At 46.6% G+C, this 20,079-nt stretch carries 15 protein-coding genes and 2 pseudogenes; 4 read left to right on the top strand and 13 right to left on the bottom strand.

The annotated features are described in order from the left end of the window. The 4 genes and pseudogenes from QUA80_RS17030 to carA all read right to left on the bottom strand — a co-directional run. Nucleotides 1-436, bottom strand: a pseudogene (locus tag QUA80_RS17030) (23S rRNA (guanosine(2251)-2'-O)-methyltransferase RlmB); the annotation flags it as partial. Nucleotides 437-754: 318 nt separating this feature from the next. Next, on the bottom strand, nt 755-1,201 hold the full coding sequence (locus QUA80_RS17025; RefSeq protein WP_333239743.1) for a ribonuclease III domain-containing protein: 447 nt from the start codon (nt 1,199-1,201) through the stop codon (nt 755-757). A 321-nt stretch (nt 1,202-1,522) separates the two neighbouring features. Continuing rightward, nucleotides 1,523-1,879, bottom strand: coding sequence for an STAS domain-containing protein (locus tag QUA80_RS17020; protein ID WP_333239745.1), 357 nt, complete (start codon nt 1,877-1,879; stop codon nt 1,523-1,525). Between the two features lie 171 nt (nt 1,880-2,050). Next, nucleotides 2,051-3,208, bottom strand: coding sequence for a glutamine-hydrolyzing carbamoyl-phosphate synthase small subunit (gene carA, locus QUA80_RS17015; RefSeq protein ID WP_333426326.1), 1,158 nt, complete (start codon nt 3,206-3,208; stop codon nt 2,051-2,053). Nucleotides 3,209-3,487: 279 nt separating this feature from the next. On the opposite strand from carA, the gene QUA80_RS17010 reads away from it, so the two are divergent. Beyond that, on the top strand, nt 3,488-4,132 hold the full coding sequence (locus QUA80_RS17010) for a retropepsin-like aspartic protease (protein ID WP_333426325.1): 645 nt from the start codon (nt 3,488-3,490) through the stop codon (nt 4,130-4,132). A 261-nt stretch (nt 4,133-4,393) separates the two neighbouring features. Here QUA80_RS17010 and trpD read toward each other — a convergent pair whose 3' ends face one another. Then, on the bottom strand, nt 4,394-5,509 hold the full coding sequence (trpD, locus tag QUA80_RS17005) for an anthranilate phosphoribosyltransferase (RefSeq protein ID WP_333426324.1): 1,116 nt from the start codon (nt 5,507-5,509) through the stop codon (nt 4,394-4,396). Nucleotides 5,510-5,672: 163 nt separating this feature from the next. Here trpD and QUA80_RS17000 point away from each other — a divergent pair, with 163 nt between their 5' ends. After that, entirely contained in the window at nt 5,673-5,924 is a 252-nt protein-coding gene (locus QUA80_RS17000; RefSeq protein WP_333426323.1) for a hypothetical protein, read from the top strand. 464 nt (nt 5,925-6,388) lie between these two features. Next, entirely contained in the window at nt 6,389-9,379 is a 2,991-nt protein-coding gene (locus QUA80_RS16995; protein WP_333426322.1) for a PAS domain S-box protein, read from the top strand. Between the two features lie 341 nt (nt 9,380-9,720). Here the strand turns inward: QUA80_RS16995 and QUA80_RS16990 are convergent, their stop codons facing one another. The 5 genes from QUA80_RS16990 to QUA80_RS16970 all read right to left on the bottom strand — a co-directional run bounded on the left by QUA80_RS16990 (nt 9,721) and on the right by QUA80_RS16970 (nt 14,696). Further along, nucleotides 9,721-10,230, bottom strand: a complete 510-nt coding sequence (locus QUA80_RS16990; RefSeq protein WP_333426321.1) for a glutamate-cysteine ligase family protein — start codon at nt 10,228-10,230, stop codon at nt 9,721-9,723. 21 nt (nt 10,231-10,251) lie between these two features. After that, nucleotides 10,252-10,488 carry a hypothetical protein gene (locus tag QUA80_RS16985; RefSeq protein WP_333426320.1) on the bottom strand — a complete coding sequence of 79 codons (237 nt, stop codon included), beginning with the start codon at nt 10,486-10,488 and terminating at the stop codon, nt 10,252-10,254. A gap of 43 nt (nt 10,489-10,531) precedes the next feature. Then, complete coding sequence (locus QUA80_RS16980; RefSeq protein ID WP_333426319.1) at nt 10,532-11,530, bottom strand: DMT family transporter; 999 nt, start codon at nt 11,528-11,530, stop codon at nt 10,532-10,534. A 781-nt stretch (nt 11,531-12,311) separates the two neighbouring features. Continuing rightward, entirely contained in the window at nt 12,312-13,910 is a 1,599-nt protein-coding gene (locus QUA80_RS16975; protein ID WP_333426318.1) for a mechanosensitive ion channel domain-containing protein, read from the bottom strand. Between the two features lie 378 nt (nt 13,911-14,288). Next, entirely contained in the window at nt 14,289-14,696 is a 408-nt protein-coding gene (locus QUA80_RS16970; protein ID WP_333426317.1) for a hypothetical protein, read from the bottom strand. A gap of 442 nt (nt 14,697-15,138) precedes the next feature. Here QUA80_RS16970 and QUA80_RS16965 point away from each other — a divergent pair. Continuing rightward, nucleotides 15,139-16,453 (top strand): annotated as a pseudogene (locus tag QUA80_RS16965) (IS701 family transposase). A gap of 55 nt (nt 16,454-16,508) precedes the next feature. On the opposite strand, the gene QUA80_RS16960 reads toward QUA80_RS16965, so the two are convergent. From QUA80_RS16960 to QUA80_RS16950, 3 genes are all read right to left on the bottom strand, one after another. Continuing rightward, complete coding sequence (locus tag QUA80_RS16960) at nt 16,509-17,192, bottom strand: ribonuclease HII (protein ID WP_333426316.1); 684 nt, start codon at nt 17,190-17,192, stop codon at nt 16,509-16,511. Between the two features lie 2 nt (nt 17,193-17,194). Beyond that, nucleotides 17,195-19,498 carry an Rne/Rng family ribonuclease gene (locus QUA80_RS16955; protein ID WP_333426315.1) on the bottom strand — a complete coding sequence of 768 codons (2,304 nt, stop codon included), beginning with the start codon at nt 19,496-19,498 and terminating at the stop codon, nt 17,195-17,197. A 379-nt stretch (nt 19,499-19,877) separates the two neighbouring features. Next, the gene (locus QUA80_RS16950; RefSeq protein WP_333381732.1) at nt 19,878-20,006 is read right to left on the bottom strand and encodes a hypothetical protein; all 129 of its coding nucleotides are present in this window, start codon (nt 20,004-20,006) and stop codon (nt 19,878-19,880) included. Between the last annotated feature and the right edge of the window lie 73 nt (nt 20,007-20,079).

Here is a 20,079-nt window from a genome sequence, read left to right as displayed (position 1 = left end):
TGTCTCTGTCTCTGTCTCTGTCTCTGAAATTGTTGCGGGCCGGCTGGGGGCTGCTGTCTCTGTCTCTGTCTCTGTCTCTGAAATTGTTGCGGGCCGGCTGGGGGCTGCTGTCTCTGTCTCTGTCTCTGTCTTGGTAATAATTGCCCCGGGATTCCTGCAGGCTACTGTCTCTGTCTTGGAAAGGATTATTTCTGCGAAGGGACGGTTGGCTGTCGGAATCGACTCTCCGTTTGAAAATTGCTCGCACGGGCATTTCTCGGGATTGGGGGGAGAAGGTCGATCTTTTTTGAGGCGCGTCTCTTGGGCCAGTGTCGGGACGGGGCTTGCGTTCAAAACGGGGAGACGATGGTTCTGAGTCCTGACGGCGGCCTTCGCTTTTGAAGGGCTTGCTGTCGGAATGCGATCGCGAGGAGTTTGGTTTGGTAAATTTTCTCATGGGTTTCTTGTGGCAGTCAAAACGATTTTCGATTTTTGATTGAAGAATTGACGGAGCAATCTTGGGGATGTGAGATTTTAGATTGGCTGAAGAGGAAGCATTGATTGAATAATTGAAGAATTAACGGATGAATCTTGAGGCTTTGAGATTTTAGATTGCCTGGATAGGAAGCAAGGATTTTACTGTGGTAAAGTTGCTAATTAATGGCTGATAAATCCTGTTTGCCAGATCGAGATTTTTGCTCTTTTATGTTAGCCGCCGTGCCAGGATGGTTAATTAATCCTCCCCATTCCCAACTCTTAACTGCTACAACATCCTTTAAGTCTCAAGTTCTAAAAGTGCCAAAAGTTCGGTCAATCTTTCGGGATCGGTGAGGTACAAATATCCGACCAAGGTTTCTAAGCTGCTGGCTTGTTGGTATATTTCTGGATCTGCTCGCTTAGAACGGCCCGATGCGGCATTGCGGCCGCGCTTGACAATTGCTAATTCTATACTGTTCAAGTAAGGAGAGATCGATCGCAGGTGACGCGCTTGAGTTTCGGCTCGTACTTGCCCCACCACCAATTCGTGATAAGCTTGCAATCTTTTGGGTGGCACTAAGTACGAACTCCGAACGTAGAGTTCGTATACTGCATCTCCCAAATATGCCCACGCTGCGGGCGAAATCCTTTCTATATCTGCTGGTGTAGCCCTCGCAGGATGCTGTCGATTTAAACTGATATCAGTCAGACTCAGTTTGAGCCCGTCATCTGCGATCGGCGACATACTTTTTCAAATAAAACTTCCGCACAGCTTGGTTGTTCTAGTCACTTACTTGTTTCGTCTTTCGTCACTTCAGCAATTATAGCGACTGCACGGCTTTGTTAACGCGATCGCTTCCTGCTTGTTCCCTACTTCTTATACCATTTTTCCGCGTGTTTGCCACACATATTTTACTGGCTATCCACCGGATATCAAAGCATTGAGGGAAATAGCGGTTTGTGCGTGTCCCAGCTTCTGGGAAAATCGGTATTTTTATACCAGCACAACCATAAAAATTTGCTATCCAGCGTTGAGAACCGGATAGCTAATTAAATCCACTTTTCGTCAAGCATCCTTGACGTTTTTTACCGCCTCATCAACCGAAGGCTGCAAAGACAAAAATTTCTCTAAGCGAACCAGTTTAACAGTCTGAGTTACGCGAGGATTTGAGACAATTTGCAATGTCCCCTCCAAGGTTTGGGCCTTCTTGACAAGTTGCACAAGTGCGCCCAAACCTGAACTGTCCACAAAATCTATCTGAGACAAGTCCAAAACTACGTGTTTTGGGCCCTCGTCAATACATTTGCTCAGTACCTTCCGAAAAGTAGCCTCAGAAAAAGCGTCCAGCAGGCCAGTCAGGCGAAATAACTGATAGTTATTCTTGACTTCGCGAGTGCCTCTGAGGCTAACGGTCAGGGTCAATGACTCAGGAATGACACCCTCCTAGCTAGATATGGCTTAAAGTCGAGGCTTCATTATAGGAGTTTTTTGGTTTTTTGTCTACAGTTTTTTGGTCAGCAGTTTTTAGTTTTTTTTGAGGCAGCAGTCATTAGCGGACTGCTGACTGCTGACTGCTGACTGCTTGACTGCTGACTACTTGCTGGTGGCTACTTTTTGATTGTCTCGCATTGACTGCACGAATCGATCGAATAAATAGTCGGCGTCGTGCGGGCCGGGACTGGCTTCCGGGTGGTACTGGACTGAGAACAGCGGCAGGGTTTTGTGCTTCAATCCGGCTACGGTGCGATCGTTCAAATTGAGATGAGTAATTTCTACTTCGGGGACTAGGGAATCGGGGTCGATCGCAAAACCGTGATTTTGGCTAGTAATTTCTACTTGCTGAGTTAAACCCGCTGGATGATTCAATCCCCGGTGGCCGAACTTGAGTTTAAAAGTTTCTGCACCCAAGGAAAGTCCCAAAATCTGGTGTCCCATGCAGATACCGAATACAGGTTTGTCGGACTTTAACAAAGCTTTTGCCGTCGCGATCCCTTCCGTTACCGTCGCGGGATCTCCCGGGCCGTTGGACAGAAAAATGCCATCCGGGTTGTATTTGAGGATTTCCTCCGGCGACGTGTCAGCGGGGACAACAATGACTCGACACCCGTAACTCGCCAAACGCCGCAGGATGTTGCGCTTGATCCCAAAATCGATCGCTACCACCGTCCACATTTTGCCGCTAGCAGGTTTGACTGTGGGACTGAACTCCCAAACCGAATCCGTGGCTTCAGACCACTCGTAAACTTTGCGGGTGGTCACTTCCCCAACCAGATTCAGCCCGACCATGCTGGGGGCCTGTTGCACTTGCTCCAAAAGCTCCGCCTGGTCGAGAATCACGGTCGAAATGCCGCCGTTGATTGCTCCCACCGTGCGAATTTTGCGAGTCAGGGCGCGGGTGTCGATCCCGTAAATTCCCGGGATATCGTACTGTTTCAGGTAGTCTTGCAGAGATTGCGAGCACCGCCAGTTGCTGGGGCGGCTGCATACGTTGCGGGCGATCGCACCCCGAACTTGCGGGCGCGAAGATTCTTCGTCTTCGAGATTTACCCCGGTATTGCCCAATTCTGGATAAGTAAAAGTTACAATTTGACCGCAATAGCTGGGATCGGTCAATACTTCTTGATAGCCCGTCATTCCCGTATTAAATACTACCTCGCCAACGACCGTGGCGTCAGCGCCAAACGACCAGCCGCGGTAAGCAGTACCGTCAGCCAGGACTAGGAGAGCGGGTTGTGCAGTTGAAAGTGACATGGCATCCTTAATTACTTTCGTTTGGTTTAATTCTTACCACTGCCAGGGATTTGATGCTAGTCGGCAATATACAGATATTATTTTAATTTGTGCAAGAGTTCGGCAAAGCAAGGCACTTAAGTCACACGCAATCAACAAGCAGCAACAAGTGCAAATTCTCCATCTCCCCCCGCGCCAGCAATTTATCTGCCAGTAGCTGAGGAGGCGGGCGGAAATTTTCTATCTATACCAAAAGGCAGTTGCCGCTGTTACGATCGACCTACAGCGTTTAACGAAACTATGGCTAGCAAATCTCCCTTGCCTTTACTCTCAAACTTATACAAACATCTACTGAACGCTCAAAAACTGCGCAAACCGTTACTGGTTGTAACAACTATTATTTCTCTGAGCGGTTCAATTTTAGTAGGGACTGTTGCCAACTCCTCGCGAGCAGTGGCTCAAGAAAGTGAGGGATGCTTCATGCGGAGCTCGTCAGGCCGAACCGTCAACCTCAGCCAATCAGTCTGCGGTTTTCTCCCCGAAGCATTTAATCCCCCTACTTCGCCCGCAGCGCAGTCTGGAGTATTTCAGGCAAAAATTAAACGCCGAGAGGCTAATATCCCCGTCATAGAAGTCACGTTTAACGGGAAACAAAAGTTCGAGATGATGGTAGATTCTGGAGCTAGCGGCACAGTAATTACACCAGCAATGGCTAAAGCCTTGGGCGTTGTTCTTCAGGGAACAGTGCAAGCACAAACTCCCAACGGAGTGGCTACTTTTCCCCTCGGTCGCCTGACTTCTATTGAAGCTGGGGGTCTGGCAGTTCAAAATGTAGTTGTTGCCATCTCGCCATCCCTAGATATCGGACTTTTGGGTCACGACTTTTTTGGTAATAAAGATGTGACTATTAAGCAAGATGTCATTGAATTTCGATCGCGCTCTTAAAAAAAACGAAGAAGCCCGAGGGAAGAAGTCAAGAAAAATTGAAAATTCAATAATTTTTCTTGTTGGTTAGTTAAAACAAAAAATACCTTATTCCTTCTTCCTTATTCCTTATTCCTTTTTCCTTCTTGCGACGGACATCTGACTGACATCCGTTACATCCTTTACATCCTCAGAAAGCTAATCCGTTGCCGAACTTCCTTCATCTTTCTTCCACCCGTTACATCCGTTACATCCCGTACATTGCTCGTTGCCGAACTTTCTTCATTTCAAAAACTCAATCAACTGCTGCAACTTCACCCAAGATTCGCCGCTCAATAAAATGTCCTTAGCCAGAGAAACTCCTGCTGCGTGAGAACCCATAGGAATTGCACCTCCCACCTGAAAAGCCAAAGACGCATTCAAAGCTACAACATCCATTTGTGCTGGCGTACCTTTGCCTTGCAAAACGTGCCGCAAAATCTCGGCGTTTTCCTCAACATTTCCGCCTTTTAACGAGCCGATCGCACTTGGTGTCAATCCTACCTTTTGGGGGTCTAAAGTAGTGAGTTCCACTTTGCCATCCGACAAAACCGCCAAATCAGTCACATCACCCAAACCCGCCTCGTCCAATTTTTCTCTGCCGTGAACGACTACAGCTAACTCAGTCCCCAACTCGCCCAAAGCTTGGGCAATAGTTGATACCAGACTAGGATCGAACACCCCAATTACCTGCCCTGTAGGGCGCATAGGATTGACAAGAGGCCCTAAAAGGTTAAAAACAGTCCGTACCTTCAAAGTGCGCCGGAGCGACGCTACAGCCTTAAGTGCCGGATGCCACCCAGGTGCAAATAAAAAGGTGATCCCTACTGCCTCTACCGCAGATCTCACCTTCGCGGCATCGGCGTTGAGGTTGACTCCCAGTGCTTCCAACACGTCAGCAGAACCCACTTTGCTCGATGCGGAGCGATTTCCGTGTTTCGCGACTCGAACTTTGCCGGCGGCGGCCACAAAAGCTACAGCAGTGGAAATGTTAAACGTGGAAGCGCCGTCGCCGCCGGTGCCGCAAGTATCAATTAATTGGAAATTGGAGATTGGAGATTGGGAATTGAAAACGCTCTCCGATTCGCCTGCAAGCGACTGAGAATGCAATACCTGAGCCATTCCTGCCAATTCTTGGGCAGAGATGCCTTTGGCTTGGATGGCGGCTAAAATTGCTCCTGAGAGGACGGGGGGAATAGCTTCTGCTAGCCATCCCTGCATCAAGTCGGCTGCTTGGGCGCGCGAGAGAGATTGTCTGTCTAATAGTTGTTGCAGGAGGACTGGCCATACAGAAGAATCCGCCGTCTGGGTTGAAGTAGGGGATAACTCTGACGTTGCTAGGAGAGGAGAATTTGTCATTTATTAGTTCTAGTCAAATTTAGCCCGATCGAGCTTTTAGGCCAAACCGAGAATCGATCGGGATTTTACCAGACTTGCCGACCAAATGAGAGCGCGCCCGGGCCCAGATTTTTGCCCAAATGCCAGCACCGCTAAAGAATTTGTCCGTCCGCAGTCGCCGAATATGAATTTTTTGATACAACAATTACCCTCTTGTTATGCCAACTTTACAGAGAAACCCCCGATCGTACAACTGCCAGCAGTCTGCTGTATTATCTATCAGCAAGAATACTTAACAGTAACTCTGAGCACCCAAAGACCGATAAAAGTTTCCGACAGGAGTTGTGGAGAGCAAAAAATTTTAGAAATTAGGGAGCCCAAGATTCATCTGCGGAGTCAATTCTTTAATCTCAAATTCAAATCTCAAATCGACTGACAGCACGGACAGGGGGCCTTTGGCTCATGCAGGCGGGTTAGTTGTCTTGGGTAAGAGTCGATCGAACTCTCGCTCACAGCCTAAAAATAGACTCTTGCGGTTGTAGAAGTCGCAGCCTTTTATTATAGTAACAATAGCCTTGCCGCTAACTTATTTCAGGGTATTCAACTGCTAATATATTTCAGGGAGATTTCAACGAGCGGATTTGGCTCGGATACCTGCACCGCAGGCCGATCGATTTTGCGATCCGATGGTGACAGCCAGTCACGGCTCAAAGAAAGACAGACCGGATCGACTAAACTTTCATCAGCAGGAACTAACAACTAACAGCCCTGTATGACAGATGAATAAACACATTCGTGTCCGGCTGTGCCACAGCATCTTCCTGCCTCATTAACGGCTCAAGTTTAACAGGCAGTAGACCAAAAATATTCAACTCCAATCCAAGAGCAGGGTATTCACAAGTGGGAAATCAAAAATTAGGAAATAAATCGATAGAATGCCTGAATGTCGCGGAGGCACTGCACCAAATGGAAGCAAAATATTACAGTATGTTTGAAAATGCTGTGTCCGGTATTTTTCAAACAACCGAATCAGGTCGCTACATCAGCGCTAACCCAGCTTTGGCTCGCATCTACGGATATAATTCCCCAGCAGAATTGATGAGCTGTCTGACTAATATCAGCGACCAGCTTTACGTCAATCCGCATCGGCGCAATCAGTTTATTTCTGCTTTGCAAGAACAGGGCATGGTATCTGATTTTGAGTCGGAGATTTATCGCCGAGACGGCACAATAATTTGGATCGCTGAAAATGCGCGGGCTGTCTGCGATGAAGGGGGTAAATTGCTCTACTACGAAGGTTTTGTAGAAGATATCACCCAGCGCAAGCAAGCAGAATCGGGACTTCGAGAAAGCGAAGAACGCCTGCGCTTAATAATTGAAGGTGTTAAGGATTATGCTATATTTATGTTAGATACTGACGGGTATGTAGCTAGCTGGAATTCTGGTGCAGAACGCATCTTTGGATACAAAGCTCATGAAATAGTCGGCAATAATTCGGAGTGTTTTTTCACAAAAGAAGATATTGAAATCGGCAAACCCCAAGAAAAATTAACCAGGGCGCTGGCAGAAGGTCGATACGAAAATGAAGGCTGGCGGTTTCGCAAAGATCGGTCGCGATTTTGGGCGAATATTATTGTAACTCCTTTGCGCGATGAAAGGGGACAGTTGCAGGGGTTTTCTCAAGTAATGCAGGATATTACCGAGCAAAAGCGGGCGGCTGAGGAAAAGATGCAGTTGATTGCTTCTTTGCAAGCGTCGGAAAAAAAGTTTCGCACTTTGTACGAATCGACGACTGATGCGGTAATGCTGCTAGACGAAGAGGGTTTTTTGGATTGCAACCCGGCTACTTTAAAGTTATTTGGATGCAGCACTGAATCGGAGTTTTGCGGCAAGCATCCTTCGGAATTTAGCCCGCCGTTGCAACCGGACGGACAAGATTCTATAAGTCTTTATCAAGACCGAATTAATACGGCTGTAGAAATGGGAAATTGCCGTTTTGATTGGCGGCACTGCCGTTTGGACGGTTCTGAGTTTCCGGCGGAAGTGCTGCTAACTTCTATGGATATCGGTGGCAAAATGGGGCTGCAAGCCGTGGTGCGCGATATCACTTATCGGGTGCAGGCCCAGGTGGCCCTGAAGCAGGCTAACGAGGTATTGGAATGCCGGGTTAAAAAGCGGACAAGTCAGTTGGAAGAGGCTATTACAAAGTTGAGATTGTCGGAAGAAAAGTTTTCTAAAGCTTTTCGATCGAGTCCAGACCCGATGATTATTACTACTTTTGCTGAGGGTCGTTTTATTGAAGTTAATGATAGTTTTTTGTCGATGACTGGTTACGCTTTAGAAGAAACGACCTGCAATACAGTACCGGGGTTAAATATTTGGGTAAGCCTTCAAGAGAGACTTAATTTTAGGCAAAGGTTGCACCAACAAGGTGTTGTTCGCAATCAGGAATGCGAGTTTCGGATGAAGTCGGGCTCGGTGGTGGTGTGTTTGCTGTCAGCGGAATTGATTAATTTGGACGGCGAACTCTGTATGCTGGCGGTAATGACGGATATTACCGATCGCAAACAGGCCGAAGAAGCCCTACGGGAAAGCCAGCGGGCTTTGGCGACGCTGATGAGCAATTTGCCGGGGATGGCCTACCGTTTTCGCAACGATCCCGATCGCAGTATGGAGTTTGTCAGCGAAGGTTGCTATCAGTTATCCGGCTATTCTCCTGAAGAATTTATCGGCACTCGGCAAGTTTCTCTCTCGGAATTGACTCACCCGGACGATCGCGATAATTTGTGGAATGCCGTGCAAGTTGCCTTGCAAGAAAATCGACCCTATCAGCTCAATTACCGAATAACTTCTAAAAATGGCGAATTAAAATGGGTTTGGGAGCAAGGTTTGGGAGTCTTTTCCGACTCGGGAGAATTGATAGCTTTGGAAGGGTTAATTACTGATATTTCAGAGCAGAAACGCAGTGAAGAAGCTTTGCTGCGATCGCAAACAGAGTTAACCCAGCAAAAACTTCAACTCGAAAATACTTTGCGCGAATTGCAGCAAACTCAAGCTCAATTGATTCACACTGAGAAAATGTCTACTCTCGGTCAAATGATAGCCGGTGTCGCTCACGAAATTAACAATCCCGTTAGCAGCGTCTGCGGCAATCTCGTTCACGTCGGCCACTACACCGAAGATTTGCTGAATTTGATCGATATGTACCAGCAGCACTGCCCGCAGCCGCCGGCAGCAATTCAAAAGAAAATTGAGGATATCGAATTAGAGTTTCTGCTAGAAGATTTGCCGAAAGCGATGTCCTCGATGCAGGTTGGGGCCGATCGCATTCGGGAAATCGTGCGATCGCTCAGAAATTTCTCCCGCAAAGATGATTCTCAAATGAGCAAGGTTAATCTGCACGAAGGGATTGAAGGAACGTTGCTGATTCTGCAAAGCCGCCTGAAAGCCAGAGGTAACTATCCCGAAATTGCGGTAATTAAAGACTATGGAAATTTGCCTTTGGTTGAGTGTTATGCCGGGAAAATCAATCAGGTATTTATGAATTTGATCGGAAATGCGATCGACGCGATCGAGGAATACAACGAAGGGCGTTCAGTTGCCGAAGTCAAAACTAACCGCAGCAAGATTAAAATTAGGACAGAAGTCCAAAATTCCAATGCTGTAATTAGGATTTCTGACAACGGCCCCGGTATGCCAGAAGAAGTTTCCCAGCAGTTATTCGAGGCTTTTTTTACCACCAAACCCGCCGGCAAAGGCACCGGTTTGGGCCTGTCAATTTCCTACAAAGTTGTCCGAGAACACGGTGGCAAACTTAGTTGCGTGTCTGCACTCGGCCACGGAGCCGAGTTTATCATAGAATTGCCGATCGAACAAATTAGCGATGGTTGACCGACTGAACCGGCAATTAGATGATACTGAGCCAGACGCGACAGCAGGACTGAACTTAGTCAGGCAGAGGCGATCCATATTTTCTGAAAACGAGATAGTGATGCAGTTTTTTGCTGCATTGAATAATCTTATCTTTTTTGTATAATAAATTAACAAAGACAGAATTCACCATCTTGTCGAGCGAATTTCGCGTGATGATGTCCCTGCTGAAGTTGTTCGAGATCCTGGTGAAGATTTGGGATTGATTCTAGGAACGGTGTTAGCCGGACTCAAACAAATTTCAAGTCCAAACAAAGCCCAAACTTGCTATGTGTGGTACAAATATACCATACATTTGAATCTCAATTAGGATTGCTATAGTCATTGAAAGTCATCGAACCGCTCAACGCGGGAGGAATACAACCGCAGCGAGCCGGATCGAATCTCAACCAGTAAAAAGCTCGATGCGATAAAATCCCGTCAACCAGTCCTTCCACAATGGGAGAGTTAGCGAACAAAGCTGTGAAGACAGGGGCGGCTGCGACAAGAGCTCGCACCTTGCGATTCATGTCATCTTCAGATAGATAATCAAAGGTTACTTGCGTAGACAACGTTCTTGACCCTGTACACCAACCTAGTGAATCGATTCCTAAACTGGCTAGATAATCTAACGTCATTAGATATTGCGGCTTCGGTGCCCATTTGGCATCTTCAGGTTTATCGAACGGCAGCATACTACCTGCTATCAAGGCAGTTCCTAATCCGCACGCTACCTCTGCAATGCTCAAAACAACTTGACGCATCCTCTGGATAAGTTCTACTAAATCCTTTGCTGGAGCAGATGTATATTCGAGTTGTCCCCCAGCTTCCAAGATCGCTTCTGTTTCATCGGCTTATACAAGCCCTAGAAGAAGATCGTCTTCTTCATAAATGGGAGTCCAGTCATCGGTTTTCATCAAGGCTTCTAGTATGGATCTAACACCATTAATTGCCTCGTAAGCTAGGAATATTCCCGTGTTAGGATCGACTACACCTAATTCCACCTCCATTCCTATTTTCTCAGTAGCTGTTTGGTTTTTAAGAAACAAAGATAGCAGGTCTTGACGAGCGAGCAAAGGTTGATTTTTCACAAATAACTCCTTTTCACAACAGGAATATTTTCATCATCATGTACTAGCCAGCCTCTGACTCAAAGGTCGCATCCTCAGCTAGAATTTTCATATTCTCTTTATTAGCTCCCTGACCGGATTTAGCTATATATATACCAACCAAAACTACGAGGAAAGCCAACAAGTTGAAGAAACTTAAGTGTTCTGCAAAAAAGATCCATGCCAGAGTTGTAGTAATAATTGGCTCGAGTAGAAGGAACAGAGAAATAAAACCAGAGGAGAACTGCTTGAGGCTATAGACGAGAATCACCGAACCGATTACTTGGCAGAAAAGAGCTAGGCAAAATACTGGCACCCATCCCTCCAAAGAAGAAGGGAAAATTTGAGCTTCTGTAAATACAGCGACGGGAAAGGTCAAAAAACATCTAAACAAACAAGACCACAGTTGTACGCTTATTGCGGAAAACTTGTCTCTCAGTTTTTCCATGACTATAAAATTCGCTGCATAAAATACAGCAGAAAGCAAAGCCAAAGCATCACCGATAAGCTGATCGGTAGCGATTTGCAAATCTTGAATGCCAATGGCGATCGCTCCGGCTATGGTTAGAATCATACCTGTGAGAAATCTGCGATCGAAGTTATGACCTAACAGCAGCCAACCTCCAAGAGTAGCAAAAATGGGAGTCAAATTATGCAGTAAATTTGCGTTGGCAACGTTAGTTTGAGTCAGAGACCAAGCCCAGCAAATGTGGGAAATGGAAATTACGGTTGCTGATACTACCAGCAGTAGTAAATCGGGAAGTGCGTAAGTCTCCTTTTGTGCGGAGGAATCGCCGGATATTCGAGAAGCGATCGCCGTGCTCCCCCTCCACAGTCCAAAGATGGCAGTGGCTATCCAAAAGCGATTGAATACTGTAGCATTGGGGCCGATATACTGTTCGCTCAATCTGATAAAGATTGCTGCTAGGGACAAGGTAAATACTCCGACGACTAATAAGAATAGCAGCATCGGAGTTGATAGTGAATTTGTTTGTTGCTGTGGCGATTCTAGTGTACTGGTCATATTTGTTGTGTGACAAAAACTTCTTGATAACAACCGTTGAATGAATGTATTACTCACTTAATGAATACGAATTATAGAGCTACACCGAAAAGTTTGAGCAACAAATGAACTTGGATGGGCTCATGCTGTTTTGGAGCATAAGCTTACATCCACAGACGTTTATTTTGCCAGTTTATTCGGAACTTACCCCGCACATAAGATTAATTTCTTCTGAAACCATTACAGGGCAAGACTTTTCTGGAGCGGGAAAATCAAGTACATAACTGGAACTTTCTACAACCCTTATGTGGAGAGGGTTTGAATTAATTTTAGGATACAGCAATACTTTGGTTCTAAATATTAAGAAAATCTTAAATACATGGCTGCAAAATTGGAACTGCCAAATGGCTAAAACTAACACAGCTCAAAGAATAGAGCCACCGAAACTACCCCCTGCGGGGGTAAGTTCCGTTTATTCATCACTCTTTCAGCAACGTCTTAATTCCAGAGCCAAAGTGGCTCTTCTGGTGAAGTACAACCAACAAAGTTGGCAACCATAACGCGCCGACCACGAATCACCGCTCTAATCGCATGAACCTTCCAGGAGTTTATGAGGATAAGTTCTTCTAACGTCGGTTTGAGAATCGCACTTGGAGGAAGAAGCTTTTTCTCATTTAAACCATATCTTCGCTCTGGTCGCTGCAATCGCAGGCGATCGTACTCGTGCGGCAACAAAGATAAATCCCACAAAACCAACTCACCACCTGCGTCTGGTGCACTAACTTAATCCAGACCTACTCAATTATCTCTGTGCAAATTTATCTCTGTGCAAATTGTCATCGAACACTGACTTGAGCTTGCTGCGTAATAACCGTTGAATATATAGATGCTTGCCTGGTTTCACCCGAGTCATGGTTCGGATAACCAGATTGTCAACATCAAAATTTTCTAGTCCTTCAATTCGCGTGGGTTCCAATACTTCTGGGCATTCACTCTGAAGCTGCCGTCCGGCCTCATTAATTAATGCATACACTGCATCCAGATCCAAACCTGGTAGAGCTGGAACATCTACCTTGGCATAGCTGTATCGCTTGGAGTAATTGACGATTGAGCCGATTTCTCCGTTGCGGATAATCTGTAACTGTCCGTCTGGGTGACGAACATGAGTAGTACGGAGTTCGATGGCTTCAACTTCTCCCTCCAAAATCCGGTCTTCTTCCTTCCCTGCCTCGATGTAGTCGCCTACAAGATAGTAGTTTTCAAACAAAATGAAGAAGCCGCAGACAATATCGTTGATTAAGTTTTGCGCCCCAAACCCCACAGCTAAACCGATTATACCTGCTCCAGCCAGAATGGGAGCTGGATTGATGCCGACTAAATTGAGAACAAGAATTCCTCCGACAAAATAAGTCAGATACTTTAAGATACTTTTGAAGAGGGGAATGATAGTAAGACGCCGCTGCCGCTGCAAATCGGTAAGATGATCGGTTTTGAGGACTAAATCTTCTAATATGATATTAGTAAATTCAATAAATACTCCGCACAGGAAATAGAGTCCAATTATCTGGATGATTTGACCTGAATAATTCGTAATCCAAGCGATGGAGTCGATGTCTTGAATAATTAGAGTTGCGATCGCAACATACAAAATGTATTCCAGCGCCTTCTTCAGTCCTGGCACTAAGTGTCGAAAGCGTTCATAGTGACGCAATACATTTTCGCTGCTGGAGTAACGCAGACTCAGAGCATCCAGCGTGTCGATCAGCACAGACAGCACTTTGATGAGCAACTGCCCTAGAGAAACTGCCAGATAAGCTTTGAGTCCGACTCTGAGATACTTGGTGACGACAGCCGGTGCGTTCAGAAAATCGCTGCACAAAATCAAAGCCAGCAGCCAAGTTCCATTTGATACAACCTTTTTGAGCGAGTTGAAAAATACCTCAACGCTTTCGTCGTTGGCGGTGATCTGATCCGAGCCTTGAGCCAGCACGCTGCCCCGATCGAGCACCTTTAGTAGAGAAGGTAAACTGAGCTTGACCAGCAATAGTAGGCTAATGCACTTCAACAAGGCGATCGCTAGTTGGTTCCAAATTTTGCGGGGAATGCTGCTGAGCAAACCCAGGTAAAAGGACAACAGACTTTTCCCCTGAAAAATCAGCGCCCCATTCACTCCTGCCACCAGCAAACACAGAGCGACGCAGGTCACGAGTAATATGACCGTGATATTTTGTCGCAGGTTCGTGACTTTTGGAGAGTGATTCCGAAACCGGGTTGACTCTAGCGCTTTCAAGCTAAAGCCAGCCAACCAGTTCAAAAACACGAACACAGCCACAAGCCCAGCAATGCCGAAAAGGGTAATTGCTATATCTACCACCATGGGTAGTTGATTGATTCTAAACATTTGACTTTTTCCTGCTCTCAACTATCTAGACTGGTAGGGCATTACCCGACTCAGACAATTCCCTCACATGATTGGGTGAGATAAAAATTATAGAATGAAGGCATCCCACAACACAAAACTCCACAATTTGGCGAGGTTAAGTTGCAAGATTTTAATAGTTAGTGAAGGGTTAAAGCTGACGGGGTAACACAGGGAGCTACAAAGCAGACAGAATCAGGGACATAGCCCGTTGACCCCGTTGGTGCTACAGCTTAGGCGCTCGATCAAGTGCTTTGCGATAGTTGTGGGTGCTGAATGTAGGTAGGAACAGGGTGGCAAACAAGTGAGGAGTGAGGAGTTAGAAGCAAATACTCCCCCGAATCACCAGTCCCTAATCCCCTATTCGTCGTGGGCAAAGCGGCAAAACAGGAAGTCGAGGGCGTAATTCTGCAGGTCGTAGTATTTTTGGTCTTCCATAATGCGATCGCGTTGGGGCGGACGTTCAAAGGGAATATCGAGTACCTCACCAATGCGGGCAGCTAGGCTATTGGTCATCATGACTGAGCGGTCGGCTAAAAATAGCGCTCGATCGATATCGCGGGCAATCACCAGCACGGTAACTCGGTGTTCCCGCCAAATTTGCAGCAGTTCTTCTTGCAACTCTTCTGGCGTGATGGCATCAAGCGTCCCGAACGGTTCGTCCAAAATCAAGATTTCCGGACGCATGGCTAAGGCACGCGCGATCGCACATTTGTCTGGAAAGTTTTGGGCGTGTCTTTCTATCAAATTAGCAATGTTTTGGCTCATTTTTCTACGATCGCTGATGTAACCTCGTGCGGCTTTCCTGTACTTTTGGAGATCGGCAACACTAATAGCTTCTGCCCAAATAGCAGTTAATTAAGGATTTCCTCACTTCCCACTCACCACTCCCCAAAACCGATTCATGAATGGGATGACAACTGGCTTAGGTAGTTGGCACAAACAATACTTTTACCAAACAACTACCAGTTTTTGCAATATAACCTATCTTAGTTCCATTCGGGTAAAGCGAATTAGAGATTGAGGTTTATTGCCCTGGGGCGGATTGTTGTCAAAAAAAAGATAGGTCGAGTGCTTCTTTTATTTTGAATCGCGATCGTTTAAAAGAGCGAGCGGGACGATCGCACTCGTGAGATCGCTGATTAACGCCTCTTGTGTCACTTTCGCAGTAGTATAATAATGCACAAAGCCCTTAACGTAAAGACAGAGCATGGTAGAGCCTCGTCCACCCATACCAACCGTAAAATTTGTGGATGAATATTGTCTGTGGTATAAAAGCCTCTTTTCAGATGTGAGAAATTTTGAGGCATTCAAGTATCTACACATAGGATGTATTTCTGATTTAAAACGTAAAAGTCTACCAGAAATAGCTCACAAATAGTGGGATTAGATAACTATCAAGGCTTACATCATTTCTTAGCGACATCACCTTGGGAAGTAGAAAAATTAAGAACTTTGCCCCTCCAACTAATCCTACAATTTTTACAAGGCAGACCAATCATTTTAATTATTGATGAGACTGGAGATAGAAAGAAAGGGAAGACCACAGATTATGTCAAACGCCAATACATAGGAAATTTGGGGAAGGTAGAGAATGGAATTGTGGCAGTTACAGCATATGGTGTGTTTTGTGGAATGACTTTTCCATTACTATTTGAAGTGTACAAACCCCGTGAAAGATTAAAGCCAGAAGATAAATACTTAACGAAACCACAAATAGCAGCCCTGCTAATAAAAAAGCTGCAATGGATGGGTTTTAACTTCAACTTGGTGCTAGCAGATAGTCTATATGGGGAGAGTGGTACAAATTTTCTACCAATATTATATAAACTAGGTTTAAATTATTTAGTAGCGATTCGGTCAAACCATTCTGTAGAGCTACTGCCAATCCAACAGACTCAATATATCAAGTGGCATACATTTAAAAGAGTCTTTTCAGAATCGAGCAGTGAGCAGCGATTTATTAGAGAGATAATACATGGCAAATGACAATAAAAAAGGTACTGGCCAATTACCACAGACATTGAGAAATTACCGGAAACTCTACTTGGTATGTGATGAGTAAATACCCAGACATTACACCAAGAGATGTTGGTAATTTTTCTGACTTAAGAACATGGGTTGAGTATGGTTTAAAGCAAAATAAGAATGAATTAGGTTGGGCAGATTATCGTTTGACTCGCTACTGCGATATAGAGCGATGGTGGGAGATTGTTTGTAGTGCCTACCTCATGGTTAGTCTTCATTCAGAACAAATGCGCCCCCGGACATCAGATTCTCAATTCTTATTCGCTTCTCATTCCTGGTGGGATAATGGTAAAGGGTGGAAGAATATTGTGAACAATATTCATCTACTACTTCAACCTTTTATCCTATTTAACTTAATTCTGCCTTGGCTTACAGTCTTTCCTATTCCTCAATTATCTTTAGGGTTTGCTAAACTTCAATCTATCGTTTATAAGCTTACTTCCTCTATTTTTATATTCCTGTCTCACCCTGATTTCTATTTTTATTCTGCCGCTTAGTGACATAAGAGGGTTAACCGGACGCGATGTAACAAGTAATTCTGATTTCTGATAACTATTTTTGACAAGGACTAAAAGATTGTCGGTGAAAGACAGACACACCGCAGCGTTCCAAAGCCAATTTATGTTTTGCTGTTCCATATCCTTTGTTATTTGTCAAGTCATATTCAGGATACTTAACAGCCATCCGCAGGATTAATTCATCGCGCCAAACCTTCGCCACAATACTAGCAGCAGCAATCTGAATCGATCGCGCATCACCCTGGATCATTGTCTCTTGCTCGATCGCCAAATTGGGGATTCTTTGATTCCCGTCAACCAAACACAAATCAGGAGTAACCTTCAATTTCAAAATCGCCCGTTTCATCGCCAACAAAGAAGCCTGCAAAATATTGAGGCGATCGATCTCCCGCACCGAAGCCGCACCAATTTGACAGTCAACCGCCACAGCCCGGATTTTCACGGCTAACCGACTCCGGGCTGCGGCACTCAACTGCTTGCTGTCGCGCACCCCGCAACTTGCTAATTCATCGAGAACTTCGTCGGGCAAAATGCAGGCAGCAGCCACCACCGGCCCGAACAAAGCCCCGCGTCCGACTTCATCCACACCCGCAATTACCAGAGCCTTCGAGGGAGAGGGGGAAAGGGGAAGATGAAAAGATGGGAAGAGAGTAAAAATTTCTACTTCTTCCTTCTTTCTGCTTCTTGCTTCCTTCATCTCTCTTCCCTCTTCCTTCATAACTATTCATCCAAAAGGGCAGATGAGCGGCGGCGGCGGCGGCGGTTGATAGCAGGCTCCTCGGGTTCGCTCGATTCGATCGCCTCATGAGATTCGATCGCCTCATGGGACTCGATCTCTTCATGAGATTCGATCGGTTCATGAGATTCGATCGCCTCATGGGACTCGATCTGTTCATAGGATTCGTCCATCACATCGCTGGGTTCCTCCATCCGATCGAAATCATCAGTTTCGTCGATCGAACTCTCGCCATAAATTGGGGCCTCATCATCATCCTCAGAAAAAACAGGCTCAACTACCGACCTCTCTGGATAATAATCCCGTTCCTCAATATTCTGTGCAGGCGTCGTCGCTTCAAATTCAAATTCGAGCTGCTCGAAAGGCGGCTTGTTCGGGGCCGCTCCTGGGAGAGTAACCGAAACGATCGCATTCTTAGGATTTTTCACGCTGCGATCCGTAAGTACCAAAGGAGAAACCCCCATCAGCGCATAAACATCCTGTTCCTCTGGCGTCATTTCCACCGAAATCACCTCTGGAGGCTCCACCATCGGCTTCATCAACTCAGACTTAGCCGGGCGCACGCGATCGAAATCCTCGCGCCTGCCAACAGTCGCCATATTCACCAGCCCGAAGCCCTCCGAAGCCGCCCGGATGCCGGGGGGTGCCAGATACTCAGAGCGCGTATCCGCGACGGGCGCGCTCGAAGTATTCGGCAGCCGCAACTTGCTGCGTACCGGCTCCTCCTCCGCCGGAAGAGCAAAAGGCTCTTCGCCAATCCGGCGGCGGCGGCGGCGTCTAGTTCCGTTCCCCAAATCCTGATAGCTGGGATGGTTGAGCAAGTCCAAAGGCGAGGCGTTGCTGCCGGTCTCAAAATCCAAACTTTCGCTCTGAGGTTCCCAAGCAGCCCGAGCAGGTTCCGGGAGGCGTTCTTCCCGCACCGGTGCAGGAGTTGCAGCCGCCACAGGCGTCAAGCTGCGGCGTTCCAATCCTTCGGGCAAATTCAACAAAACGCGGTTCGACGTAGCAACAGTGCGATCGCCCGATTCCCGCACCGCTGCGGCGAAGTCTTCTTCCCCGGGCAAGTGCACCAGATGACCCAACCCGCTGCAAGTAGGGCAAGTGTGGCCGAACAACTCATAAATATTTTGACCTTGGCGCTTGCGGGTCAGTTCTACCAGTCCCAATTCCGACAGTTGAGCGATTTGCGGCCGAGCTTTGTCAGCTTTGAGAGCTTTATTGAAATGTTCCAGCACCTGCAACTGATCGCGGCGGGATTCCATGTCAATAAAGTCAACAATAATCACCCCGGCAATATTGCGTAACCGCAGTTGTCTGGCAATTTCCGTAGCTGCTTCGCAATTTGTCCAGAGTACCGTTTCGCGAGCCGTGGCAGATCGAGTAAACGAGCCAGAGTTGACATCGATCACCGTCAGCGCCTCAGTCGGCTCGATAATCACATAACCGCCCGAAGGCAAATCAACCCTCGGTCTGAGGGCTTCTCGAATCGCAGCGTTAACCCGGAAAAATTCTAAAATCGAGGCGCGCTCTCGGTGGTGGTCGATCAAAACTCCCGCAGGCAGTTTACCGCCGTTCCAGCTCATCAACTGCTGCTTCACCCGCTTAATTCCATTTTGCGAGTCCACCACAATCCGATTCACGTCACCGCTGAACATATCTCGCAGCACCCGCTGGATAAAATCGTCATCCCGGTTGAGCAGTGCTGGCGCCCGCGAGGTACCACCTTCGAGTTGAACGGCTTCCCACTGTTTTTGGAGGACTTCCAAATCTTCCATGATGGCTTCTTCAGTCATCCCTTCAGCTTCGGTGCGTACCAGCAGCCCCATCCCCGCCGGTTTCACCAAAACAGCCAGAGCTCTGAGGCGGTTGCGCTCGGCTTCCGACTTGATCCGACGTGACAGGTTGACTCCCCTGCCGTAGGGCATCAGTACCAAATAGCGGCCCGGCAAGGTAATGTTGCCTGTTAGCCGGGGGCCTTTGCTGCCCGTCGGTTCTTTCATTACCTGTACCACCACTTTCTGCTGGGGGGTCAGGAGTTCTGTAATAGCTCCTGCTGACCGTTTAAGTCGCAGCGGGCCGAGGTCTGTTACGTGCATGAACCCATTACGTTCGGGATCGCCAATATTGACAAACGCCGCATCTATCCCGGGGAGTACATTTTCGACAATGCCCAAGTAAATGTCGCTGACTTGGTGGCTGCCTGTGGCTACCACAAGTTCTTGGATTTGATCTTCTGAAAAGACGGCAGCAATGCGATGCTGCTCTGCTATAACTATCTGCTTTGTCATTCAATTTCCTCAAAAAACTGGCAGCAAGTTAGAGACACTTACGCACTCATAGTGCCTCTGACTTTCACTGTAATTAGTAGTAGCTTGAAGAGTTACGAGCTGTAAGTTGGTGCAGGCTGGAAGGAAAGTTAACTGTTAACTGTTGACTGTTCACTGTTAACTGTTGTAGTTAAACCCGCCCGTACAGAGTTATGAGTTATGCTCAGCAGATAAATCTGAGAGATAGAAATAAGGAGGCTTTTATCGAGTTAGGAATATTGAGTTTTGAGTTGAGAATTGCGAAATCAATACTCAAAATTCAACACTTACAACTCTTCCTTTGAACGAGCGCGAATAAATTCATTGACACCGTACCAATTTCTTAACACACAACTTAACACTACGAACTGATAACTCCGCTTGCGTGGTGGTTGAGGGTTGGTTGTGAGCGAAAGTAGGTAGGAGTGAAAGCGCCTAGACTTTTGTTGAATTCTTGCGCGATCGCACTCAACACACCCCAGCTTGGCATTCGACTGCAACCTCCGCCCCTGCCAACCCTAAAACCTCGTCAGTCGATTTTAGATTTTAGATTTTAGATTTTA

It is taken from the genome of Microcoleus sp. F4-D5, assembly GCF_036704885.1.
GTDB lineage: Bacteria > Cyanobacteriota > Cyanobacteriia > Cyanobacteriales > Microcoleaceae > Microcoleus.
The sequence above is the reverse complement of the archived record's forward strand: the minus strand, read 5'-3'. Positions and strand labels throughout refer to the sequence as shown.